15 protein-coding genes are annotated in these 25,447 nt (G+C 52.4%); 8 read left to right on the top strand and 7 right to left on the bottom strand.

Going from position 1 to position 25,447, the window contains the following annotated elements; genetic code table 11:
* The first annotated feature begins 30 nt into the window (after window positions 1-30).
* The 3 genes from gltB to ACJMNB_RS09385 all read left to right on the top strand — a co-directional run bounded on the left by gltB (window position 31) and on the right by ACJMNB_RS09385 (window position 6,476).
* Window positions 31-4,449, top strand: coding sequence for a glutamate synthase large subunit (gltB, locus tag ACJMNB_RS09395; protein ID WP_405341778.1), 4,419 nt, complete (start codon window positions 31-33; stop codon window positions 4,447-4,449).
* A 7-nt stretch (window positions 4,450-4,456) separates the two neighbouring features.
* Entirely contained in the window at window positions 4,457-5,818 is a 1,362-nt protein-coding gene (locus ACJMNB_RS09390; protein ID WP_405341776.1) for a glutamate synthase subunit beta, read from the top strand.
* Between the two features lie 118 nt (window positions 5,819-5,936).
* Entirely contained in the window at window positions 5,937-6,476 is a 540-nt protein-coding gene (locus ACJMNB_RS09385) for an RBBP9/YdeN family alpha/beta hydrolase (protein ID WP_405341774.1), read from the top strand.
* A 62-nt stretch (window positions 6,477-6,538) separates the two neighbouring features.
* Here ACJMNB_RS09385 and ACJMNB_RS09380 read toward each other — a convergent pair whose 3' ends face one another.
* The gene (locus tag ACJMNB_RS09380) at window positions 6,539-7,849 is read right to left on the bottom strand and encodes a CobW family GTP-binding protein (protein WP_405341772.1); all 1,311 of its coding nucleotides are present in this window, start codon (window positions 7,847-7,849) and stop codon (window positions 6,539-6,541) included.
* 326 nt (window positions 7,850-8,175) lie between these two features.
* Here ACJMNB_RS09380 and ACJMNB_RS09375 point away from each other — a divergent pair, with 326 nt between their 5' ends.
* Window positions 8,176-8,589 (top strand): hypothetical protein, encoded by a 414-nt coding sequence (locus ACJMNB_RS09375; protein ID WP_405341770.1) that lies wholly within the window; start codon window positions 8,176-8,178, stop codon window positions 8,587-8,589.
* 60 nt (window positions 8,590-8,649) lie between these two features.
* Window positions 8,650-9,162 (top strand): flavin reductase family protein, encoded by a 513-nt coding sequence (locus tag ACJMNB_RS09370; RefSeq protein WP_405341768.1) that lies wholly within the window; start codon window positions 8,650-8,652, stop codon window positions 9,160-9,162.
* A gap of 170 nt (window positions 9,163-9,332) precedes the next feature.
* Here the strand turns inward: ACJMNB_RS09370 and ilvN are convergent, their stop codons facing one another.
* The 5 genes from ilvN to ACJMNB_RS09345 form a co-directional block, all read right to left on the bottom strand.
* Window positions 9,333-9,830 (bottom strand): acetolactate synthase small subunit, encoded by a 498-nt coding sequence (gene ilvN, locus ACJMNB_RS09365; protein ID WP_405341766.1) that lies wholly within the window; start codon window positions 9,828-9,830, stop codon window positions 9,333-9,335.
* Between the two features lie 11 nt (window positions 9,831-9,841).
* Complete coding sequence (gene ilvB / locus ACJMNB_RS09360) at window positions 9,842-11,560, bottom strand: biosynthetic-type acetolactate synthase large subunit (protein WP_405341764.1); 1,719 nt, start codon at window positions 11,558-11,560, stop codon at window positions 9,842-9,844.
* A 353-nt stretch (window positions 11,561-11,913) separates the two neighbouring features.
* A complete protein-coding gene (locus ACJMNB_RS09355) occupies window positions 11,914-12,420 on the bottom strand; it encodes a RidA family protein (RefSeq protein WP_405341762.1) in 507 nt (168 codons plus the stop codon).
* A 112-nt stretch (window positions 12,421-12,532) separates the two neighbouring features.
* Complete coding sequence (locus ACJMNB_RS09350) at window positions 12,533-15,928, bottom strand: MFS transporter (protein ID WP_405341760.1); 3,396 nt, start codon at window positions 15,926-15,928, stop codon at window positions 12,533-12,535.
* A 119-nt stretch (window positions 15,929-16,047) separates the two neighbouring features.
* Window positions 16,048-17,703, bottom strand: coding sequence for a sodium:calcium symporter (locus tag ACJMNB_RS09345; RefSeq protein ID WP_405341758.1), 1,656 nt, complete (start codon window positions 17,701-17,703; stop codon window positions 16,048-16,050).
* Window positions 17,704-17,873: 170 nt separating this feature from the next.
* On the opposite strand from ACJMNB_RS09345, the gene ACJMNB_RS09340 reads away from it, so the two are divergent.
* Entirely contained in the window at window positions 17,874-18,608 is a 735-nt protein-coding gene (locus ACJMNB_RS09340; RefSeq protein ID WP_405341756.1) for an SDR family NAD(P)-dependent oxidoreductase, read from the top strand.
* Window positions 18,609-18,817: 209 nt separating this feature from the next.
* Window positions 18,818-21,517, top strand: a complete 2,700-nt coding sequence (locus tag ACJMNB_RS09335; RefSeq protein WP_405341754.1) for a cellulase family glycosylhydrolase — start codon at window positions 18,818-18,820, stop codon at window positions 21,515-21,517.
* 249 nt (window positions 21,518-21,766) lie between these two features.
* Here the strand turns inward: ACJMNB_RS09335 and tgt are convergent, their stop codons facing one another.
* Entirely contained in the window at window positions 21,767-22,903 is a 1,137-nt protein-coding gene (gene tgt, locus ACJMNB_RS09330; protein ID WP_405341752.1) for a tRNA guanosine(34) transglycosylase Tgt, read from the bottom strand.
* A 138-nt stretch (window positions 22,904-23,041) separates the two neighbouring features.
* Between tgt and ACJMNB_RS09325 the strand changes: the two genes are divergently transcribed.
* Window positions 23,042-25,258, top strand: coding sequence for a carbohydrate-binding protein (locus tag ACJMNB_RS09325; protein ID WP_405341750.1), 2,217 nt, complete (start codon window positions 23,042-23,044; stop codon window positions 25,256-25,258).
* The last annotated feature ends 189 nt before the right edge of the window (window positions 25,259-25,447 follow it).

The raw sequence follows: 25,447 nt of genomic DNA, 5'->3' as shown, positions 1-25,447 counted from the left end.
ATGGAGCGCAAAAATTAAAAAGGGATTATTATGAACGCTCAAGCACTTTACGATCCAGCCAACGAACATGACGCCTGCGGTGTCGGTTTAGTTGCCAATATTAATAATGTTGCCTCGCACCAGATTGTGTTGCAGGGTATCACTGTTTTGAAAAGACTCATGCACCGTGGTGCAGCAGGTGGAGACCCGGAAACCGGTGATGGTGCGGGTCTTTTGCTTTCCATGCCGCATAAGTTCTTCCGCAAGCTTTACCCGGAATTGCCGTCTCGTTACGGCGTTGCCATGTACTTTGTCGAAAACACCTTGGCAGCCGACGCTCTCGATGCAGAAATCAAGCGCATTGCGGAATCCGAAGGCGTTGCCGTGGTGCAGTTCCGCGAAGTGCCGGTGAATGCCTCTGCCATTGGTCAAACTGCCCGCAAGACTTTGCCGCATATTCGCCAGGTGTTCTTTGACGGTTCCAAGTTCAAGACCAACGAAGAATTTGATATCAAGCTTTATGTGGTGCGCCGCCTGATTGAAAAGGCCTGCAAGGGCGTGTATGTTTGCAGCTGCAGCCGCAAGAGCATTGTTTATAAGGGCCTGTTGCTGGCAAGCCAGATCGAAGGCTTCTACAAGGACTTGAACGATCTCGATTTCGAAAGCCCCTTGGCTCTCGTTCACCAGCGTTATTCTACCAACACCTTCCCGACTTGGCCGCTGGCACACCCCTTCCGCTACCTCGCTCATAACGGTGAAATCAACACCTTGCGCGGTAACTTGAACAGCCTTCGCGCCCGCGAACCGCTCCTCAAGAGCGAAGTCATCGGTGACGATTTGCAGAAGCTTTTGCCGCTGATTATGCCGGGTCAGAGCGACTCTGCTAGCCTTGACAACATGTTTGAGCTTCTCGTCGCTGCGGGTCGTAGCCTCCCGCATGCGATGATGATGCTCCTGCCGCAGGCTTGGGGCCAGAAGCATTACCTCGGCCGCGACGTGCGTGGCTTCTTTGAATACGAATCCATGCTCATGGAACCCTGGGATGGCCCTGCTGCCGTCGCTTTCTCTGACGGTGTGAATGCCGGTGCAATCCTTGACCGTAACGGTCTTCGTCCGGCTCGTTACACTTTGTGTAAAGACGGTCTCTTCGTCATGGCTTCTGAAACGGGCGTGCTCGATTTGCAGGATGACGAAGTCGAAGAAAAGGGCCGCCTGAAACCCGGTGAAATCATTTACCTCGACCTCGAAAATCACCACATCTTGAAGAATGCCGAAATGAAGGCATACGTGGCCCGTAGCAAGCCGTACCGCCGTTGGGTTGCCGAAAACAAGATGAGTGTCCGTGGCCTCTTCAGCGAAATCAACCCCTCTGACGTGCCCGATGATATTCTGGTGCAGCAGAAGCGTTTCGGTTATTCTGCCGAAGACCTTTCCATTATTTTGCAGCCCATGGCAAAGACCGGTGCAGAACCCATCGGCTCTATGGGTAACGATGCCGCTCTCGCCGTGCTTTCGGACAAGCCGCAGCCGCTGTTCAACTACTTCAAGCAGCTGTTCGCCCAGGTGACGAACCCGCCTATTGACCCGATTCGTGAAGAACTGGTGATGAGCCTTACCACTTATATCGGTAACCACGGTAACATTCTGGAAGAAACTCCGGAACAGGCTCACCTCATTAAGATTCCGCGCCCGATCGTGACCGAAGACGAAATCCGTCGTTTCGAAAACATCGGCGATAAGGCCTTCAAGGCTAAGGAACTCAAGATGCAGTTCCCGCTCGGTGGCAATGGGGAAGTCCTGGAAGCCGCCTTGCAGAACCTCGCTGGCGATGCCGTGCGTGCCGTGAATGATGGTTTTGATATCATCGTGCTCACCGATAAGAACATCGATTGGGGCTACGTGCCTATTCCGTCGCTGCTTGCTACGGCCAGCGTGAACCGCGCCTTGGTGGAAGCTGGTGTTCGCCCGGAAATCGGTCTCGTGGTGCAGTCTGGTGAAGTTCGTGAAGTCATGCACTTTGCCCTGTTGCTGGGCTTTGGCGCTACGGTCATCAACCCGTATCTGGCCTTCCAGAGCATTACCAACATGTGCCACAGCGGCGACCTGGATGTGGATCCGGTGACGGCTGCTGCCAACTACGTGAAGGCTGTGGATAAGGGCCTTCTCAAAATCATGTCGAAGATGGGTATTTCTACCCTCCGTAGCTACCGCAGCGCTCAGATTTTCGAAGCCGTGGGTCTGAACCACGAACTGGTGGAAAAGTTCTTGCCGGGTACCGCAAGCCGCATCGAAGGTATCGGTCTCGAAGAAATTGCTGCCGAAGTGGGCGCTCGCCAGAAGATTGCCTTTGCTGACGCAAGCAAGGTGCTTCAGTCCGGTGGTCAGTACGCTTACCGCAAAGAAGGCGAAAAGCACTTGTGGACTCCGCAGTCCTTGGCAGCCTTCCGTCAGGCCGTGCAGGGTGGCGACTACGAAAAGTTCAAGGTTTACAGCAAGCTCATTAACGACCAGTCTGAACGTCAGGCAACGCTCCGCGGCCTCTTCAAGTTCAAGGAAGCTACTCCGATCGACATTTCCGAAGTCGAAAGCCGCGAATCTATCGTCAAGCACTTTGTGGCTGGCGCCATGAGCCTTGGTTCTTTGAGCCCCGAAGCACACGAAACCATTGCTATCGCCATGAACCGCATCGGTGCCATGAGCAACTGCGGTGAAGGTGGTGAAGACCCGGATCGTGATACTCCGGCCGCAAACGGCGATATCCGTAGCTCTGCCATTCGTCAGATTGCTTCGGGCCGCTTTGGCGTGACCATTGACTACCTGCGCCATGCAAAGGATTTGCAGATCAAGATGGCTCAGGGTGCAAAGCCCGGTGAAGGTGGCCAGCTGCCGGCTCACAAGGTGAACGACTTTGTGGCTCGCATCCGTCACTCGACTCCGAACGTCTCTCTGATTTCTCCTCCGCCGCATCACGATATTTACTCTATCGAAGACTTGGCACAGCTCATTTATGACCTGCGTAACTCCAACCCGAAGGCTCGTGTTTCTGTGAAGCTCGTGTCCGAAGTGGGTGTGGGTACGGTGGCTGCCGGTGTTGCCAAGGCTCATGCCGACGTGGTGCTCATTTCTGGTCACGATGGCGGTACGGGTGCATCTCCGCTCACCTCTATCAAGCATGCCGGCCTCCCGTGGGAACTCGGTATTGCCGAAGCGGAACAGACTCTCGTGCTCAACGACCTCCGCGGTCGTATCAAGCTCCAGGTCGATGGCCAGCTCAAGACGGGCCGCGACATTGTGGTGGCTGCTCTCCTCGGTGCCGAAGAATTCGGCTTTGCAACCAACCTGCTCGTAAGCCTTGGCTGCGTCATGGACCGTAAGTGCCATACCAACCAGTGCCCCATGGGTATCGCCACTCAGGATGCCGAATTCCGTAAGCGCTTTGCCGGTAAGCCGGAATATGTCGAAAACTTCCTCTTCTTCATCGCTGATGAAGTCCGCGAAATCCTCGCAAGCCTCGGCCTCCGCTCTCTCGATGAAGCCTGCGGCCGTAGCGACCTCCTGGAAAAGGACAACGCTATTGCCTTCTACAAGACCAAGCACCTCGACTTCAGCAAGATCTTCCAGACTGTGGAAGGCGGCGTCAAGTCCTACGACAAAAACTATGTGAAGGAAGAACTGGTCAACTTTGACCGTCGCGAACTCCTGCCCTTTGTCAAGGAAACTCTCGAAAAGGGTACGGCTGTGGAACTCTGCACGGTGGTGCACAACACCGACCGTACGGTGGGTACGGAACTTTCCGGTGAAGTGGATAGTCACTTTGGCGTGAAGGGCCTCCCCGAAGATACCATTCGCATTCACCTTCAGGGTGTCGCAGGCCAGAGTTTCGGTGCCTTCCTTGCACCGGGTGTCACGCTGGATCTCGAAGGTGAAGCCAACGACTTTATGGGCAAGGGCCTCTCGGGTGGTAAGATTATCGTGCGCCCGCCGCACAACGCTACCTTCAAGGCTGAAGACAACGTCATTGCCGGTAACGTCATCGGTTACGGTGGTACCAGCGGTAAGGTGTTCATCAACGGTCTCGCTGGCGAACGCTTCGGTATCCGTAACTCCGGTATGCTCCTTGTTTCCGAAGGCGTGGGCGACCACGGTTGCGAATACATGACGGGTGGCCGCGTGGTGGTTCTCGGTCGTGTAGGCGTGAACTTCGCCGCAGGTATGACGGGTGGCTTTGCTTACGTGTACGACGAGACGGGTCACTTCGACTTGAGCTGCAACGTGGGTTCTGTGGACCTCGAAAGTGTGCTTGCTGGTACCGAAAGCGAACGTGAACTTCTCGACTTCATTGAACAGCACGTTCAAGCAACGGGTAGCGAAAAGGGTAAGCGCATCCTTGAAAACTGGAACAGCGAACGTCCGAAGTTCGTGAAGATCTTCCCGGTAGACTACCGCAACGCATTGGCAAAGAAGGCTTGAGGTTTATATGGAACAAGTAAAAAGAATTGCAGATGTTTACCGCCCGGTTGAAGAGCGTGTAAAGGACAATAACGAAGTCGAACGCAGACTGACTTCTGTCGAAATTATCGGTCAGGCTAGCCGCTGCCATACGTGCGGAATTCCGTTCTGCCATGGCGCGGGTTGTCCGCTGGGTAACTTGGTTCCTGAATTCAATGCAGCTGTTGCCGCAGGGAATGCAGAACGCGCCTACAATGTCATCAGCAAGACGGCATTCTTCCCGGAATTCACGGGTCGTGTTTGCCCCGCACTCTGCGAATCCGCTTGCACAGGCAATGTGCATAACGATCCCGTGATGGTTCGCCAGATTGAAAAGTTCATCATCGAAACCGCTTTCGAAGAAGGCTGGGTAAAGCTTCCTGCTGCCGAATGGAATGGCAAGACGGTGGCTGTCATCGGTTCTGGTCCTTCGGGCCTGTTTGCTGCCGAAGCGCTCCGCCGCAAGGGCTTTGCCGTCACTGTTTACGAAAAGCGCGAAAAAGTCGGTGGCTTGCTGCGTTATGGCATTCCGAATTGGAAACTGGACAAGTCTGTCATCGACCGCCGCGTTAAGCTTCTTGAAGAAGCCGGTATCAAGTTCGTTTGCAGCACCGAAATTGGCAAGGATATTTCTGCTGAATACATCCACAAGAATTTCGACTACGTCTTCCTCGCTATCGGTACGCCGAATGCCCGCGACTTGAAGATTCCTGGCCGCGACGCCGAAGGCATCTTCCTTGCTCTCGACTTCTTGCACGGTGCAAATATGCCTGGCGAAAAGAATCCGGAAAAGTTCTCTGCCAAGGGCCGCAAGGTGCTGGTGATTGGCGGTGGCGATACGGGTAACGACTGCGTGGGTAAGGCCATCCGTGAAGGCTGCGAAAGCGTGCTCCAGGTGGAATTCATGCCCAAGCCCCCCGAGGAACGTTCTCCGTCCACTCCGTGGCCGGATTGGCCGTACATGCTGCGTACCAGCTACGCCCAGCACGAAGGCGGTGAACGCCGCTGGAACGTGTCGTCCAAGCAGTTTATCGTGAAAGACGGTCGCGTCGCTGGTGTAGAAGCTGTCCGCGTGGAATGGGAAATGTCGCCACAGGGCCGCCCGCTCAAGCCGAACGAAGTCCCGAATTCTACCGAAGTCATCGATACCGACTTGGTGGTGCTCGCCATGGGCTTCACCGGAGTTCCGGCCGAAGGTATCGTGAACGATTTGGGCCTCCAGCTCACGCCGCGTACCGCGATCATTCCGGATCCGGCTCGCCACATTTACGCAGTCGGAGACTGCGCAAATGGCGCCTCCCTTGTGGTCCGCGCCATGGCCGACGCTAAGGCGAAAGTCGCCTCTCTCTAAAATTGCGCCATAGACATAAATAAAAGAGATTCGAGTTCCCCTCGGATCTCTTTTATACTATTTTTGTAGGGAAGTTCGCGCTTAAAATCGTGATTGAAATTTAGACTTGGGAGTAAACATGAACTATCTGATTGTACCTGGCTTGAACAATTCTGGACCGAAGCATTGGCAAACTTTTTGGGCCAAGAGCCTGCCTAACGCTACCCGCGTGGAACAGCGTTGCTGGGACAATCCTGAAAAGGGCGAATGGGTCGAAACCCTCGATAAGGCTGTTCGCGCCTTGAAGGGCGATACAATCCTGGTGTCGCACAGTTTAGGCGTTTGCACCACCGTAAACTGGCTTCTAAAGGCCGCGACCTGCGGAGGCGTGCCTGCGCACGTCAAGGGCGCATTCCTCGTTTCTCCCAGCGATGTGGACAATATAGACATCATCAAGAGCTTTGCTCCCATGCCCCTCGAAAAGCTCCCGATCCCAGCCTGCGTGGTGGCCAGCGAAAACGATCCCTTCGTCACTATGGAACGTTCCCTGTTCTTCGCGAACGCCTGGGGCGTCAAGGTCTTTAACGCCGGCGCTCTCGGCCACATCAATTCCGACTCCGACCTCCGTGAATGGGAACAGGGCCGCGGCTTCCTCGCCGAATTCGAAGCGAGCCTTTAAACGAAAAACGCCCCGACGATGTCGGGGCGAAATTTTTTTATGCGATAGAGCCGAGCGGTCTCTTATTCGCCTAAGCAGCTGTCCATCGCGGCGATAATCTTCTTTTTGTCCATGTGCTGGCCAATGAAGACGAGACGGATAATGCGGTCACCGTACTTTTCGTCCCATACCTTTACCAGGTCCGGATTTTCGCGCAGAATGCGCTTCTGTTCTGCTTCGCTTTCGCTGGCGAACCAAGGTCCGAAATTCTGGGCGGATGCCTGCTTGCCGGCCTGTTCGAACAGGTAGCTGTTATCGCGTTCGTCTTCGAACCACACGAGACCCTTGGTGCGGATAATGCTGGTGGGGTAATCGTCCAGCAACACTTCGAAGCGTTCACGAATTAACGGGCGGCGGCGTTCATACACGAAGGTGCTGATACCGTATTCGTCACCGTGCGGATGATCCTTGTCATGATGGTGTCCGCAGTGGCATACGCCATGTTCATGGTCGCAGTGGCTGTGGTCTTCATGTTCGTGATCATGGTCTTCATGGTCATGGTGATGATGTTCGTGTTCGTCATGATCATCGTCATCATCGTGATGGTGGTGATGTTCATGTTCGTCGTGGTCATCGTCTTCTTCGTCTTCAGGCGTCGTCTCTTTCATGAGTTCCTTGGCCCAGGCGGCGGAGCTTCCGACCTTTTCAAAGTCAAACTGCTTGGTGTCCAGAATATCCTTCATATCCACCTTGCCGTAGTTCGTTTCAATCATCTTGGCTTCGGGCTGCAGTGCGCGCACCACGGCCTTCACGTGTTCCAAGTCGGTTTTAGACAAACTATCGACCTTGTTCATCACGATGGTATTGCAGAATTCGATCTGCTGGATGAGCAAGTTTGCGATGTCTTCTTCTTCGAGGTTGTCGTCCAAAAGTTTCTGGCCGCCGGCAAATTCGTCGGCGAGGCGAGCGACGTCCACCACAGAAACAACGTTGTCCAAATGGCAGGCGAGGGGTGCGCCATTACGGCTGCGCAGCTGGGAACCGGCAACGCAAATGGTCTGTGCGATAGGAACGGGTTCGCAGATGCCGCTGGCTTCGATTAAAATGTAGTCGAACTTGTCCATTTCCAGGAGTTCGGCAATTTGTTCCAAAAGGTCGGTCTTCAGGGAGCAGCAGATGCAACCGTTGGACAGCGGAACTACCTTTCCTGAATCTTCTTTGGTGATGTTTCCGCCCTTTTCGATAAGCGTCTGGTCGATGTTCACTTCGCCGATGTCGTTGACGATGACGGCGACATGGTAACCTTGCTGGTTATTGAGAACAAAATTGAGAAGGGTGGTTTTTCCGGCTCCGAGGTAACCGGTGAGCAGCGTAATAGGTACTGACTTTTTCATGGTGCTGTAAATTTAGCTTTTTTTGCGTTTTTCGGCCAATTCAATAAAAAAACTGACCCGGCAAAGCCGAGCCAGTTTTTTGGGGGTTAGGAGGAGAACAAAGAGTTCTGACATATAAGATATAAAATTTTGGATAGTCCGACAAGTGGGAAACTGAAAAAAATCTTACTTTTTTGATATTTGTGTCGTTTTTGTGTGATTTTGGACGTTTTAGTGGTACAAAATGTCCCGTTTTCGCTTTTAGGGTGCTTTGGGAGTCTCTTTTGTAAGTAAATGTTTGTTTTTGGGCGAAAAAGGGCTATATTTGCAGTAATCATGGAGACTGTATGAGTTGTCGAATACTGATGCGTTTCGTCGGCACCACTGACGAGCTTTCTGCGTTGTACGATTCCCTGATGGAGCAATATCCCGAAATGGATTTGCCCAGCGAAGATACGGGGGACTGGTATTCGGTTGACGATGTCATGATGGATGAGTATGAATGCCGTTTCGAGGAACTTCCCGAAGGTGAACTCCTGGCGATGGACGGCTCGGTGCTTGTGGAAGACGAACTTCCCGAGGATTTCTTTACGGAACTCATGGAACGCTTTGAGCATGTGTTTGCTGCGTTTAAGTGGTCCTCTTTGGATGTTGGCGTGGGGTGCGGCACCAGCGATGGCTGGGGCGAATTCAATCCCGACTATGCAGACAATTACTCTGATGAAGCCAACGAAATCTCCGAAGCAGTCCTAGGGTTTTAGATAAATTAATAAACGTCATTGCGAGGAGCGTAGCGACGCGGCAATCTATAGAGGAAAACAATGTTTAAAACGATCAAACCCGAAGAACTGAACCAGAATCCTTTTGTTGCAATCGGTAACGAATGGATGCTTATCGCTGCCGATAAGGGTGGCAAGACCAACGCTATGACTGCAAGCTGGGGCGGTGTAGGCATTATGTGGGGCAAACCTTCTGCATTCGTGTTCATTCGCCAGACGCGCTACACCAAGGAATTCGTGGATGCCGGTGAACGCTTTACGCTTAACTTCTTCGGTGGAAACTTCAAGAAGGAACTCGGTTACTTTGGTCGTGTTTCTGGCCGCAACGAAGATAAAATCGCAAAGACCGGCATGACTGTTTCGACCCTCGAAAATGTTCCCGTCTTCAACGATGCGACGACCGTGTTGGTGTGCCGCAAGATGTACATGCAAAAGCTTGACGAAGCCAGCTTCATCGACAGAAACGTCCTGGAACAGAACTATGAAATCGGCTCCAGCGATTCTATGCATTCCATCTACATCGCTGAGATTGAAAAGGTCTTAGTGAAAGAATAAAAGAAAACGCCTCGCTTTGCGAGGCGCTTCTTGTTTAAGTAGAAACGGAGATGCCCGCTCGGTGGCGGGCATGACATCCGTGAGCAAAAAGCGACCGGTTTTAACCGGTCGCGATTGCGAGAGCGAGGCGATATCACATTTACATGAATGCGATAGAGCCGAGCGGTCTCTTAAGTCTGTTCTTCGCCGCGGAGCATGATGACCTTGCCCGTGCGAATATATTCGACGATTTCGAACTTCTGCAACAGGCTCTTGAGCGTGTCGACCTTCATGCTGTTGCCCGTGATCTGGATGATCATGGAGGTAGCAGTCATGTCCACGGTGTTGGCGTGGAAGTGATCGCAAAGCTGCAGGATTTCGGTACGCTGATCCGGAGTGCAACGCACCTTGATAAGTGCGAGTTCCTTTTCGACGGCGTCGGTATCGGTATGGTCCTTGGCCTGCACCACGTCCACGAGCTTTTCCAGCTGCTTGATGATCTGCATCAAGATTTCGGGATTACCGTGAGCGATGATGTTCATGCGGCTGAAGTTCGGGTCCAGCGTGGGGGAGACCACCAGAGAATCGATGTTGTAGCCACGGCGGGAGAACACGAGTGCAATACGCACGAGCACGCCCGGGCGGTTTGCAACCAACAAACTAATAGAATGTGCTTTATCCTTCATCATGATAAATCTCCTTAGGTCGATCCCGTGGGCTTTTCAAGTTGAGTCTTCGGCTGTTCGGTAATCATGCTCGTAATCGGAGCACCGGCCGGAATCATCGGGAACACGTTGTCTTCCTTTTCGCATTCGCAGTGGATGAGCACCGGACCTTCGTTGTATTCCAAAGCCTTCTGGATCACGCGTTCGGCGTCGGCAGCGCGCTTGATACGCAGGCCGAGAATGCCGTAAGCTTCAGCCAGTTTCACGAAGTCGGGGTTGCCCTTCATGTCCACGCAGCTGTAACGCTTGTCGTAGAACATGTCCTGCCACTGGCGCACCATGCCCAGGTACTTGTTGTCCATCACGAAAATCTTGATGGGGAGCTTGTGGATTGCGGCCGTTGCAAGTTCTGCTTCGGTCATCTGGAAACCACCGTCACCGCAGAAGGTCACCACCGGCCAACCGGTTTCGTTACCGAAAGCGGCGCCAATGCAAGACGGAAGGCCAAAGCCCATGGTACCTGCGCCACCACTGGAGTGGAGCTGACGCGGATAATTGGTGTGGAAGAACTGTGCTACCCACATCTGGTGCTGGCCCACGTCGGTCGTGACGATGGCCTTGCCCTGAGTGAGGTCGCTAACAGTCTGAACAATATGCTGCATACGGAGACCGCCCTGCTTCGGGTAGGTCAGCGGGAAGCGCTTCTTCCAAGACTGGCATGTCTTCACCCATTCGGCGGTGTCGAGCTTACCCACGAGCGGCAAGAGCTGTTCCAGAACGAGCTTTGCGTCGCCGCACATGAACACATCCGGCTGCAACACCTTGCCTTCTTCGGCCGGGTCGATGTCGATGTGCATCTTGATGGCGTCCTTACAGAAAACGTCGAGCTTACCGGTAATACGGTCGTCCCAGCGGCTACCGATGGAAAGAATCAGGTCACAGTCGAGAACGGCCTTGTTGGCGTACACGGTACCGTGCATGCCGAGCATACCGAGAGAAAGTTCATGGTCGGTGGGGAAGGTGCCAAGGCCGAGCAAGGTGCAGCACACAGGGGCGTTCAACTTTTCGGCGAGTTCCTTCACCTGGCGGCTTGCGCCAGAAATCATGGCGCCGTGGCCAACGAGCAAAAGCGGCTTCTTGGACTTCTTCAAGAATTCGGCAGCCTTTTCAACGCTTTCGGTAGAGGCGTAGCTCGGAATCTTGTAGCCCGGAAGATCCATCTTGTCGGTGAACGGAGCGGTGCAGGGGCCTGCAGTCACATCCTTCGGCAAGTCAATAAGCACGGGGCCCGGACGGCCGCTGCGTGCGATGTGGAAGGCTTCCTTCATCACGCGGGGAAGATCGTTGGAATCCTTCACCAAGTAAGAATGCTTCACGGCTGCAAAAGTCATACCGCTGGTGTCGCATTCCTGGAAGGCGTCCTTACCCAAGTTCGGAGTGGTCGTCTGTGCGGCGAGCACGACGATGGGGCTAGAATCCATAAGGGCGGTGTAGATACCGGTAAAGGTGTTGGTGGCACCCGGGCCAGAAGTGACGAGAGCGACGCCGACCTTGCCGGTCTGACGGGCGTAACCGTCGGCCATGTGGGTAGCGCCCTGTTCATGGCGGGTGAGCACTACCTTAATATTAGAATCCAGAATGGCATCGAACATCGGGATGGCCGATCCACCGGGATAACCGAAAATGGTATCAATTCCTTCGCGTTTGAGGCATTCGATAATCACCTCTGCGCCGCTTAATGGAGAATTTGCCATATGTTTTCCTATTGAATTTTGGGTTTCGTTAAAAATTTATGCCGAAAATATAGAACGAATGCCCCCTGGTGGCAAGAGATTTTGACTGAAATACTGAAAATTTTTAAAGATTTTTTGGAAAAGTTACAGTTTTTAGTGTAGTTGTTCTTGAAAGTTTGCTTGTTTTTGGTTTAATTTTGTACGAAGTTTGAATTTTGTACTTGAAAAATTGCTTGTTTTTGGTGAAAGTTTGGTTAAATTATGATTTTGAATAAAGTAAATGTGTATTGAAAATGGCTAACTTTGATAAAAAAGACCGTCTCGGATGCCGAGATGGTCTTAAAAAGGTCGTTTTTTATGAAAAATTGGACTTTTTAGCCTTCAATCCAGCCGTAACGGCCGGTAAACTTGGCTTCAGCCTTGATGACCTGGAAGGTACAGCTGATTTCGACGGCCACATTTTTCGGAAGGTTTGACACACCTACTGCGGTTCGGGCGTGTTTTCCGTTTTCTCCAAAAATCTTCACGGCAAGTTCGCTGGCGCCGTTCAATACGGCCGGCTGTTCATGGAATCCGGGGGCGGATTGCACAAAACCCTGCATTTGGACTAGGCGGAGGGATTCATTCTCTTCTAGCATGGAGAGTGCGGCGGCAACGTTGTTCATGAGGCAAATGGCGGCGCCTTCAGTGGCTTTTTCCACCGAGATTTCAGTGGGGACAGATCCGCAAAATGCGGAGAAATCGCCGTTTACAGAGGGCAACTGGCCAGAAACGTAGATTGTATCGCCATTACGGGTGGCGGGAACATAGGCCGCAAGCGGTGCAGGGCACTTGGGGAGCGTCAGTCCCAGTTCCTGAACCTTTTTAACAATTTGCTCCATAAAATCTCCTTGCTCATTTTTTAGCCCCATTAATATACAATTTTATCTGCAAAAAAGAACGGCAATTTACACTCTATGTATAAATTGCCGTGTAATAGTTGTTTAATGGGGGCTATGCCTTGTTTTCAACAAGCTCCAGGGCCAATTTCTTCATTCCGTTGAAGTCCCATTTGCCAGAACCCAGCTTCGGAATGTTGTCGACCACGAATACGGCACCCGGCTGCATGAGCGGCGGAATGCCTGCCTTGCGGAGGTTGCGGGACACGTCTTCGGCGTTCACATTGCCCTTGACCAAAAGAACAATGCGTTCGCCCTTGGCGGAATCGGGCACTGCCGTGACGGCGAATTCGCAATCTTCCATGACCTTGGATTCTGCAATGCGCAGTTCCACGGCGGTCAAAGAAATCATTTCTCCACCCAGCTTTGCAAAGCGGCTGTAGCGGCCGAGAATCTGAACGAATCCATCCGGAGTGATGGTGCACTTGTCGCCAGTCTTGTACCAGCGACGTCCATCAATATTGATGACCACGGCATCGGTCTTTTCCTTGTCCTTCAGGTAACCCTTCATTACCTGCGGACCGGTAACCACCAACATGCCTTCTTCGCCCTGCGGCAAGAATTCGTTGGTTTCGGGGTCGATAATAGCGCAAATGGCACCCGGCACCGACATACCGATACTGGAATTGTCGCAGCATTTTTCCATGGTCAAGAAGTCGTCCAACAGCACGTTCGGGGCGTTGAGCGTTGCAAGCGGCGTAAGTTCCGTGCAACCGTAGCCTTCGTAAACGTCCTTACCGAACTTGAGCTTGAAGGTTTCGCGCATCTCGGGGCGGAGCTTTTCGGCACCGGCGATAATGTAGCGCAGAGAATCCAAGCACATGGGGTGAACCCAGCGGTTGATGGCGATGGCACGAAGGAAGGTGGGGGTACCCATCATGATGGTGGTCTTGTACTGGGCACACACGCGGGCCAAGGTCTTGATGTCGGTGGGATCCGGGCAAAGCACCATGGGCACGCCATCCAGGAGCGGCATCATGAAGGTCATGGTAAAGCCGAAGGAATGGAACAGCGGGAGCAAAGTGGTCATTACGTCGGTGCGACGCAGCTTGAGAATGTGGTCGCCTTGCTGGGCGTTCGAAATCACGTTCTTGTGGGTGAGTTCGACACCCTTCGGCGTGCCTTCGGAACCCGAGCTAAAGAGAATCACGGCATCGTCTTCGAGCTTGGCCGAGGTGAACCACAGACGGCGCAACAAGGCGGCCGGGCAAGTGCGAATGATGAGTGCTGAAACAAGACGGCAAACGGTAGACATCTTGGCTTCTTCTTCGTCCAGATAAATCATCTGGCACTTGCCGGCAATCTGGCTGAAGGCCGGGTTCTTGCCGCAAAGCTTGTCGAAGAAGGGGCGGGTCGTCACGACGGTCGAAAGGTCTGCCTTTTCAATGCAGCCAAGAATTGTATCCACCGGAGCGGAGTAGTTCAGGTTCACCGTGGTCTTGCCGGTGCCGAGAATCGACATGATACCGAGAGCGGCATCGCGGCTGGTGGGCATCATGAAGCCCACGTTCTTGTCGTTCTTGGTGACAGACTTGATGACTTTACCAAGGTAGTGGCACAGGCGAATCATGCCGTAACCGTTCACGTGGTTGCCGGCGGGGTCAATCAAAATTACGCGGCTACGACGCTTGCGCATGGCCTTGAACCAGAGCGGAACAATGGAGGCGGAATGGTCCATGGCGATGTTCCAAATGTCGGTGTCCAAGAGTTCCAGGTCGTGGCGAATTTCTTTTTCGGTAGCGTTTGTCGGCAGCGGCCTCGAGAAACCGACACTAATAATGCGGTTAAAGGACTGCGGTCGGTTCACGCATTCGCTGGCGTGGCTGTAACGGCTGCCCCAAAGACCTTGAATGTAGAACGGAATGATCGGAGCTTCGGTACCTTCGATGGCCTTGGAGTAATCCAGCGAGAAGGTCGAAACAAACGGGGTCTTGGAAACTTCGCCTTCAGGGAAAATCACCACCGCTTCGCCGTTCAAGAGGGCCTTGCGGATTTCTTCCATGGCGGGCGCCGGGTCGCGGCGGTTAATGCTAATCAGGAACTTGCCGTGAGAAAGCCAACGCTGGTACCAGTCTGCAAAAGTGTTGCGGTTGCTGGCGATGCGGAGCGGTCTCGGGCTTGCAATCTGGAGCACGGCCCAGTCAATAAAGCTGAAGTGCGGACCCACCAAAAGAACCGGACCCGTTTCAGGGATGTTCTGCACGCCCATGACTTTCACCTTGTAGCGGAATACAAAAGTGAATGCGAAACGCAGTGCCGCGCGCAAAAGGGCCATCGGGTTATTCCTGAGGTTTGCAATAAAGCAGAGGGCGAGAATCACTGCCAAAATCATGAAGCAGTAATCCAGCGTAATGGGCGTAAAGATCAAGAGCAAGGTCTGGCCGCCCATAATCACCACCAGCAAAGCCATCTGGATTGCATTTGCAACGGCGTGAATACGGCCTGCGGTATCGGGCCTGGTAAAGCTTTGGATTACCGTACGCAAAATCACGAAGGCAGAACCGGCGCACCAGCCAATCACACCGTAAAGAATCGCTTGAAGCCAGCCATTCTGAACCAGCGGAAGCGCAAACATGGTAATGGCCGAAGCTGCTGCCGAAAACGGAATCAGGCCTGTTTCCACAAAGCCCTTGGAAGCCTTACTGGCAGAGAACGCGCCAATCACGTAGCCCGCGGTCACGATGAACATGGAAACCGGAATCACGGCGGTGTTGAGCATGTCGGCCATGTTCTGGATCAAAATCAAGAAAATCTGAGTCACGCCCCAGAAAGTGGCAAGACCAAGAATCGAAAGACGGACAATGGGGTGGCTCCAAGTGGCAGAGAAGTTCCGCATGGGGGAGCGCAGCTTAAGGTTGTCGTGGGATTCGCCGACCTTGATGCAAAAACCGGAAATCGTCGTGACAACGCTCAGACCCAGGTAAATCCAAAGGGTCAGATCGATGCTGACCGGAGAATCGGGCCTGCCCGAAAGTCCCATGGCAAAGAAGGCTGCGGCTGCGGTGCCGAGCACCGAAAGCGCCATGTACCAAGAGTTGATCTTGACCAGGTCTTCGCTTTCAACCATTTCTTTCATGATGCCGAGCTTAGCCGGGCTGAGGACGGCGAGGAAAATTCCGTACAGGCCAAGGAGACCGTAAGCTACCCATTCGGCGCCGGCCACGTAGCAGACAACGACGGCAATCACGGAGGCCAGCATACCCACCGAAGACCAGGCCATGACGCGGCCCTTGTGGAATCGGCCTGCAAAATAGCTGGCTGCCGGAAGCATAAAGATACTGGGTGCAAAAATGGCGACCTGCAACAGCATGCTGCGCCACCAGAAGGCGGAACCCTCGAAGGAGAACGAGAGCCACCGCTGGAAATGGACAAACAAGCCCATTTGCACAAAAATGCTACAAAAAACGAAAATCAGGTATGCGATGGAGCTCTTATACTTGGTAAGCTTCATAAATCCTCAAAGTTATTTTTTCTTCTTGAACACCTTGTAAAAACAGAAGGTGCACATTCCGATAATGCCTGCCCACGAAAGGATCATAAAGACCAGGCCGCTAGTAGAAAATTCCATGGTTAGCCCTCCTCGATTTCTCTGGAACCGCCGACTTCCATATTCTGCTTATGGAGAATCGTCTTGAGTCTTGCTGTACCGCTGCGTTTCCAGGCGAAGTAAATGAGAATGTTCAACAGAATCACCAGCGTCAGCAGGAAACCGCGTACGCCCCAGGTAAAGCCAATCTGCGAGAATTCGCTACCGAGGAAGGTGACCTTGGCATCGGCGGGAACATTGCTCAACAGCAACACGCCCATGCCGTCGTGAATGATCCATGCTACAAGGACAACGGCCAGGTAGATGGGGCAAACGTACATGATAATGGGTCTAAAGAAACGAGGGAGCTTGAGGGCTGCACCGTCGTTCATGAGGGCGAAAGCTTCGCATTCCGGCTTGCCGTCTTCACCGATCACGTCGGACTTGCGGCGACCGAGAACGAAGGCGAAAATGAAGGCCTGAATGGTGCCGAGCACCACCAGCAAGAAGCTACCGCCCCAGAAGTCCAGTTCGTCCACAGCACCGGCAGCAAGGCCAAAGATAGCCACGAGGCCACCCAGGAAAGTCACAATGCCCGTAGCGGCAATGGAGCCCTTCCTGTGGATTTTCAAGTCGTCTTCGCAGAAGCTAATCAGTGGCTGGATGATAGAAATAGCGCTAGTGACACCAGCGATAAAGAGCATGGCGAACCAAAGCGTCTGGAAGAATCCGCCAAAGGGCAGCTGGCCGAATACGAAGGGCATGGTCTGGAAACCGAGGCCGAAGGTACCGAGCTTCGCGCATTCTTCGATGTTGTTGCCGGCAATGAGCACTGCCATCGGAATCACGATGGTACCGCCCAGAATGATTTCGGCAAAGCCGTTGGTGGCGCCTGCAGTCAAGGACGAAAGCACCAAGTCTTCCTTGGGCTTCAGGTAGCTTGCATAGCAGAAAACGATACCCATACCGAGGCTCATGGTGAAGAACACCTGGCCCGAGGCGGCAAGCCACACGGTGGGGTTAAAGATTTCAGAAAGGTCCGGGTTCCAAACGAAGGCAAGGCCCTTACCGATGTCGCTAATGGTGAGCACGCGTACCACGAGGATAATGCCCATGATCAAGAGAATCGGCATGGTTACCTTGTTCACGCGTTCGATGCCCTTGCGTACGCCGAAGGACAAAAGGCCCATGTTGCAGGCGAAAGTCAGTAAGAAGAACAGGATTGCAGCCGGAATGGGGCCGACCTTGGTGTTCAGCATGATGTAGTTGCCGAAGAATTCCTTCATCGGTTCGTAACCGCCGGCGACCACTTCCATGAGCTTGCCGGTGGCAGAGTAATAAGTGAACGCCAAAATCCAGGACTGGATAAAGATGTAGTAGAAGCTGATGAACAGCGGCGGCAAGAGTCCCAGCGAGCCTAAGTGCTTGGCCCAGGGCTTGCCGTTAAAAATGTAGTGGAATCCGCCGGGGGCGGTACCGTGGTGTTTGTTGCCTGCTGCGCGACCAAGAGTCCATTCCATCCAAGAAAGGGGAATGCCCAAAAGCAAGAAGGCGATGAGGTAGGGGATAATGAATGCGCCGCCACCATTTGTAGCAGCCTGCACCGGGAAACGCAAGAAATTGCCAAGTCCGACAGCCGATCCTGCAACCGCGAGGATTACACCAAGCTTCGAACCCCAGTTGTCTCTAGAGTCTTTCATTTTTAGATCCTTAATTATTTGGAACAAATTTAGAAAAAGGCCTCCCTTGTTTTACCATTGTATACAGAATTTGCTCCCAAAGGTGGTACTTTTGGCTTGTGAAAGAGTATCTTTATTCCTACAAACCGAGAGGGTGGGGTAACCCTCGCAAAACAACCAAAGGATGATTTATGATTGATGTTAAGGGCAAATGGACCTTGATTACGGGTGGCTGCCGCGGGGTAGGCCGACTTACCGCTATCGAAATGGCAAAACTTGGTGCCAACATTATTCTGCAGGGCCGCGACAAGTCCCACGCAGAACCGGTAATCAACGAAATCAAGAAGTATGGTGTCGAAGTTCGCGCCGTGGGTTGCAATCTTGAAAGTGAAGCCGAAATCGATGCCGCCCTTGCTGAAATTGATAGCTGGGGAGTCCAGGTGGACCTGGTGTTCAACAACGCGGGCCTCATGAGCCACTATTTTACCGATTACCTTACCAATACCATGGAAGATTTCCACCAGGCTCTGGCCGTGAACTTCTTGGCTCCCATTAAGATTGCTTACCATTTCTTGCCGGGAATGATCAAGCGTGGCTTTGGCCGTATGCAGCTTACCACCAGCGGTATCGCCAATGAACCCGAACTTATGGCATACGCCTGCGCCAAGGCTGCCCTGACAAAATTTGTCAAGGATTTTGCCTGCAAGCTGAACGGTACCGACGTCATGATGAACGTGATGGATCCGGGTTGGCTCCGTACGGATCTCGGTGGTCCCAACGCTCCCAATGCTCCGGAAAGCGTGATCCCGGGTTCTATGGTTTCTGTATTGCTCGACGACAAGAAGAGCGGCCGCTGGTTCAGCGCTCAGGAATTTACGGGAATGTCCCTTGCTGACGCTGTCGAAAAGGGCAAGTCCGTGGAATAATTGTAAAAAAGAGGTGTTTGTATTTTTACAATGGAGAATGTCCGTCCTTCGGGGCGGGCGTTCTTTTTTGTAAAAAGATGTTAAGGTTCAACGTGTTTATTGGGCTCAAAAAAGGTTATACAAAATATTACAAGGATTTTGTGGGTCTCATTACTATTTTTCAATTCAAGGGATTTTGGGCATCACATAAAAAACAAAAAAGGTGTAGAATGAAAAAGATTCTAGCAATCTTATCCATGGCTGCGGTGTCCGCCATGGCAGTCAGCGCAAGCAGGGTTGGCCCTGTAAGCACATACGGTAAACTCGTAGCAAACGGTGGCAAACTATCGGGATCTTGCTCCGATTATGCTCAAAAGGCGGTCCAGGTGACTGGCATGAGCCTCTTCTGGAGCTCGGGTAATACCTATTCTACTGATTTTTACTCCGAAAAGGGAATCAACCGCTTGGTTGATGACATGGGTATCGAAGTCGTGCGTTTTGCACTCGGTGCCGCTGATGAAAAGTTCAATAGCTCGGGCCGTTCTTATACGACGGGTGGTGAAGGATTCCAGAAGGCTTTGCTCAAGTCTGTGGTGAACGCTGCTGTCGATAAGGATATTTACGTCATTATTGACTGGCACATCGAATCATCCGATGGCTTTACCGATGATGCTGTCAAGTTCTTCGAATATGCCGCTAAAGAATATGGCAAGTACAACAATGTGATTTTCGAAATCTGGAACGAACCGACCGGTAGTATGGAAACCGTGGCGCAGCATGCTAATCAGGTGATTCCGGTTATTCGTAAGTATTCCGATAATCTCATCCTCGTGGGTAGCCCGGGATGGTCTAGCCAGCCGGATAAATGCGCTAACGCTGGTATCAAAGATAATAACTATGGCTGTACGCTCCACTTCTATTCCGCAACGCACTACATGGGTGATGGAGGCTACAACAAGGCTGCCGAAGCGGCGATGGAAAAGGTGCCTGTTTTTGCTACGGAATGGGGTGTTACCGAATCTAGTGGTAAGGGACGTATGGACTTCAATTCTGCTCAGCAGTGGGTTAGCTGGATGAAGCAGAAAGGAGTGTCCTGGACTAACTGGAATGCGTCTGCTATGGATGAACCCTCTGCTGCATTTACGACAGCTGTTTTTGAGAATGGTTTCTCCTATTCGGAGTCAGGTACAAATGTCAAGGGTTACATGAACAAGGGTGTAACCTATAAGGATTGTGGTCTCCAGAATGGAAGTTCCGAAGAAGAAAGCGGTTTCTCTACGGGCGTTGCCAATGGGGCAACAACTTCTATTCTCGATGACATGGAAGATGGCGACCGTTATGGTTATCTTGGCGGTGCATGGGCTGCTGTCGAAGACCAGGAAAATGGCGGTGCAAGCTCCATTTCTAACGACAAGATTACGGATGATTTCGGCAACGAAACCTATCAGGTTGTCTATCCGGTGAGTGGCGACAGCAAGAATACTTCCAAGTATGTCGCTGCTCTTAAGGATGTGAAGATCGGTAAGGGAACTCTTGATTACGGCCCGTATATCAAGATGTTCCTCACGCTTTTGAAGGAACCGGCCAAGGATTCCCCGAAGGCTTACGCTGATTTTGCCAAGTGCAAGACTATCAAGTATAAGTACAAGGGTGCTAGCCACAACTTCGCTATCGAAACGACGGACGTGACCGACTACAATTACCACCGCGTGAACAAGGACGCTTCCGAAGGCTGGAAGGAAGTCGAAATTACGACGGACATGCTCAAGCAGGAAACTTGGGGTGACGATTCTCGCTCTAAGCCGATCAAGATGGAAAATGCAACTCGTCTTTCTTGGGAAATCAAGGGTCTGGAAAAAATTCCGGACGATATGAACCAGCCCAAGTATCCGTACCTCTACATCGATGACGTGAAGTGCGACGGCCTCAGCTTCACCGCAGTTAGCGGTGGCAGCAGTGACACTCCGAAGTCCTCTTCTTCTGTGGGCGGCAAGTCCAGCTCCAGCAATGGTCAGGGCGGCAAGTCTAGTTCTAGCGTTGCTCCGATTCTCTCTTCTTCTTCTGTTGCTCCGGTGATTACCGACCTCATGATCATTGACGATGTTGAAGACGGAGATGAAGTCCTCAATACTGAGGGTACATGGTACGCATACACTGACAATGCTTCTAAGGGCAATTCTTCCATTACCAATGTTTATGATTCGACCCTTCCGGGTTATGTAGTGGTGTTCCCTGGTTCGGCTGACCCGACCAACGGAACTCAGGGCTTTGTCGGTCTTACTGGAATTGTTTGGGACGAAGGCGAGTACAAGTACGATCCGTTCGTTGCTCTCGGCCTCAACACGAATGCTGATACGTCTAAGGGTCTTGATTTGAGCGCTTGCCCAGTGATTAGCTATCGTTACAAGGGTTCCGCTCATACCATCAAACTTCAAGATGGCCAGGTTGAGGATTATGCATACCACAGCAAGAATGTTCTGGATGCCGCTGATTGGACTTTAGTGACTATCGCTCAGGCTGATTTTAAGCAGCCGAGTTGGGCTGATCCCAAAATCGATCTGAACTGGTCGAACATCAAGAAGATGGCTTGGGAAGTTATCGGTGTTCATGGTTTGTCCGCACAGTATCAGCCTAAATATGACTATCTCTACTTGGATGACCTCAAGTGTGTTAATACCACTGTGGGTGGCATTGCCCATAAGACTGCTAGCCTGCTCAAGCTCAGCGTGAACGGCGATAAGCTCAATGTGGTGACTACGGCCGCAGCACGTATCCAGGTGTTCGACATGATGGGCAACCTCGTGATGAACCGTGTCGAAAATTCTGCCGGTAATCATGTGGTGTCGCTCGAAGGCGTGAACCGTGGCAACTACGTTGTCCGCGTGAAGACTGCAAAGTCTGCACAGACCGCCCGTATCAGCATCCGCTAAGGTATTGTGCCGGGCTTGGCCCCGGCATTATCTTTACTATTAAAAAGCCTCGGACTTGATCCGAGGCTTTTGTCTTTTTAAAACGTCATAGCGAGCCTTGAAAAGGCGAAGCAATCCACTTACTGCAAATCGCGTTGCAGAATCTCGCACTTTTCCCGTTTCCTGTTCGATGCCTTGCTTATCGCAGGGCATCTATGACTAGGGAAGGCTCCGCCCTCCCTAACACCCTCCTTTCCCCAAAGCTAAAGACTACTGTAGGTCTCTTTGGAGTATTTCACACTTGGCTTTTTTCCAAGTTTCGAAATCGTCGTCGGCGATGTGTTGCTTCGCTTCGCGCATCAGGTGCAGGTAGAAGTGCAGGTTGTGGATACTGGCAAGCGTGAATCCGAGGGATTCGCCGGCGTGGTGCAGGTGACGCAAGTAGGCGCGGCTGAAGTTGCGGCAGCAGTAGCAGTCGCAATTCGGGTCTACGGGCTTGTCGAATTCTTCGGCATGGCGGGCGGCCTTGTAGCGCAAAACACCTTCGCTGGTAAACAGCATTCCGTTGCGGGCGTTGCGGGTCGGCATCACGCAGTCGCACATGTCCACGCCACGTTCGATGAGTTCCAGCAAGTTCCACGGCGTTCCCACACCCATTACGTAGCGGGCGTGGTCTTGGGGCAGAATGTCGGTGCAGAAGTCTGCAATTTCGTACATGGTTTCGGTAGGTTCGCCCACCGAAAGGCCGCCCATGGCGTAACCGTCGGGGCCCAGTTCCGCAATGCGTTCAATAGCTTGCTTGCGCAGGTCCTTGTGCATGCCGCCCTGAATGATTCCGAAGAACTGCTGGTCGTAACCGTGAATGGGCGGGTGTTCCTTGAGCCACTGCATGGCCTCGGCGGTCCACTTGAGCGTGAACTTGAGGCTATGTTCGGCTTCCTTGGCGGTGCTGGGGTACGGGGTGCATTCGTCCAGGGCCATAATGATGTCTGCGCCGATTTCGCGCTGGGCGTTCATCACGCTTGCGGGGCTAAAAAAGTGCTTTGAACCGTCTAGAATGCTTCTGAATTCCACCCCTTCGGGGGTGATTTTGCGTAAGTCCTTGAGACTCCATACCTGAAATCCGCCGCTATCCGTCAAAACGGGACCGTCCCAGCCCATAAATTTATGGATTCCACCCGCTTTGGCGATTCGCGGGGTTGTAGGGCGCAGGTACAGGTGATAGGTATTGGCCAAAATGATTTCGGCCTTGATGTCCTTCAGCTGCGCAGGAGTGACCGCTTTTACGGTCGCTTCGGTGCCCACGGGCATAAAAATAGGCGTCGTTACGTCGCCGTGGTCGGTATGGACCACGCCGAGGCGCGCTTTCGATTTTTTTGAAGTCTTTAGAAGTTCAAAACGGTTCATTGGGTGTAAATTTAGAAAAATTTCCCCGTTGTCAATTTATCCATAGCAATATGGATAATAAACGGATTTTTACGCAAAAAAGGGGTAATTTAAACTTCGGATGGGTCTACGTGTGTAGATTCCAGCATGGAGTGATAAATGGAATACAAAAAGGTGTGGAAAAAGGCAGCTTGCCTTGTGGCTGGCCTTGCCGTATTTGGCTTGGCCGATAATCCAATTTCAACTTACCATTACCTGGCAGACCCTTCGGCTGCAGCCGACGATAGTACCTTCTACATCTTGACCGATGTGGATGACTACAGTCCCCAGAAGAATTACGACTACGATATCGTGGGCCTTAATGCATTTACGTCCAAGGACATGAAAAACTGGACCGACCACGGCATGGTTTTCCGCTCCATGCGCGAATTTGGGGATTACCCCAACAATACTTGGGCTTCTGGTATCGCTGTCCATAAGGGTAGAATCTACATCGTTTACCCCAACGGCGCTAGCGGCGTGGGTATGCTTACTGCGACAAGCATCGACGGCCCTTATACCGACCCCGTCAAGGAAACCCATGGCGTGAACTACATTGCTGCATCCTATGGCTCCAGCGTGATTGGTGGCTGCGACGGCATTGCACACTGTTTCGATCCGGGAATTTTCATTGAAGATGACGGCACGGGTTACGTGATTTTCGGCGGTGGCGAAAACGGTCAGCGCCCCTATGGCAGCAACCTGGACATCATCAAGTTTACCGAAAACAATGGCAAGATTACCATCGACAAGAATTCCCTGACGCGCGTCAGTGCTCAGAATTCCTTCGAAGCTCCCTATATCCACAAGAAGGGGAGTAAGTACTACTTGAGTTTCAATACGCCTCCTCAGGTAATCGATTACGGCATGGCTGACAAGATTACGGGCCCTTACACGTTCGTTGGTACGGTTATCCCCGGAATCAGTGCTGTGCCCGATGCTCATAACGAGGGCGGCAACAACCACCAGGGCTTTGCTGAATTCCAGGGCAAGTGGTACGCCGTGTACCATGACCGCCGCTTGGTGACTGCGGATGAACATCCGGGTTCCTGCACCCAGTCGGGCCAGTGCACTAATAGCCCGAACAAGGAAAACCACAGAAGCGTGTCCATCGATGAACTCACCTGGAGTGGAGACAGGATGAACAAGCTGACCTTTACCCGTGAAGGTCCCAAGCAGATCAAGAATTTTGACCCCTATAATACCTACAAGGCTCTCACCAGTTCCAAGCAGCGCAATGTGCGCAGCCGTACCGACTGGACCAAGGGTAAGCCCGTTGTACATGTGCTGACTCCGCTTGCTACCAAGGAATCCTGGATTCGCGTTTCTGGCGTTGATTTCGGTAATGGAGCCCAGAACCTTCGCATCAAGGCCGCCAACGTGGGCGATGGCAACAAGGTTGAAATCCATAAGGGTTCTGTGAGTGGTACGCTCGCTGGTACCTGCGAACTCGCTAAGACCGGCAATTGGAACTCTTATGTTGATAACGATTGCGAAATGAGCGGCCTTTCTGGTGTTGTCGATGAACTCTTCTTCGTGTTCAAGGGCTCTAAGGATTCCACCATGGGTCTTCTGGAATGGGAATTCCAGGGCACCAAGCGTGAACCTGAACCGCAGACGCCTTTCGGTGGCAAGGCTTGGGCTATTCCGGGCAAGATCGAAATGGAAAACTTCGATGAACCGGGTTACGGTGCTGGCAACGATTCCTACTCCGACAATGATTCCGAAGACCATGGTGCCGAAAGCAATGGTGGCAAGAGCTACCGCGAAGGCACTGGCGTAGACATTTACAAGAAGAACGGTGGCTATGTCGTGGGCTACAACCAGAGCGGCGAATGGCTGGAATACACTGTTGAGGTTGCCGAAGCTGGTGATTACACCATGTTCGCTTCTGTGGCTTCTGGTAGCACGAGTGGAAGCTTTAAGTTGTCTATTGATGGCGACGATATTACCGAAGAAATTGCGGTGCCCAAGAATGATGGCGAAGATAACTATGATGACTTTGGCCTGGTCAAGGCGAATGTCAAGCTCGCCGCCGGCAAGCACATTCTCCGCTTTACTGTGACCGGTGACTGGATGGACATTGACTACATTGAATTCGCGGCAGGCAAGGATGCCGAACCTGGCAAGACTTCAATCGCTACAGCCAAGTTCCAGAACAAGGTTGCCGAGTCCTACCGCGTGTTTGACTTGAAGGGCACTGTACTTGGAACCATTGATTTGGCTCGTACGGGCAATGCTTCTGCTGCCCTCAAGGCTGCGGGTTTCAAGAAGGGTGTCTACATGCTCAAGCATGTGCAGGGCAATAAGACCTTCGTAGTGAACTTCGCAAAATAATCTTCTCTACATACACCTCCAATGGTCTTCCTAACGTTTCGGCGTTAGGAAGACTTTTTATTACCGTTCGGCTCTATCGCATAAATAAAAATGTGACATCGCCTCACTCTCGCCTCCACGACTCATTATGATGAGTCGCTTGAGGCTCACATATACCGTTCGGCTCTAACCGTTCGACTCTATGGCATA

This window comes from Fibrobacter sp., assembly GCF_045131395.1.
In the GTDB taxonomy this organism is placed as follows: domain Bacteria; phylum Fibrobacterota; class Fibrobacteria; order Fibrobacterales; family Fibrobacteraceae; genus Fibrobacter.
This window is presented reverse-complemented; position numbering and strand designations above follow the sequence as displayed.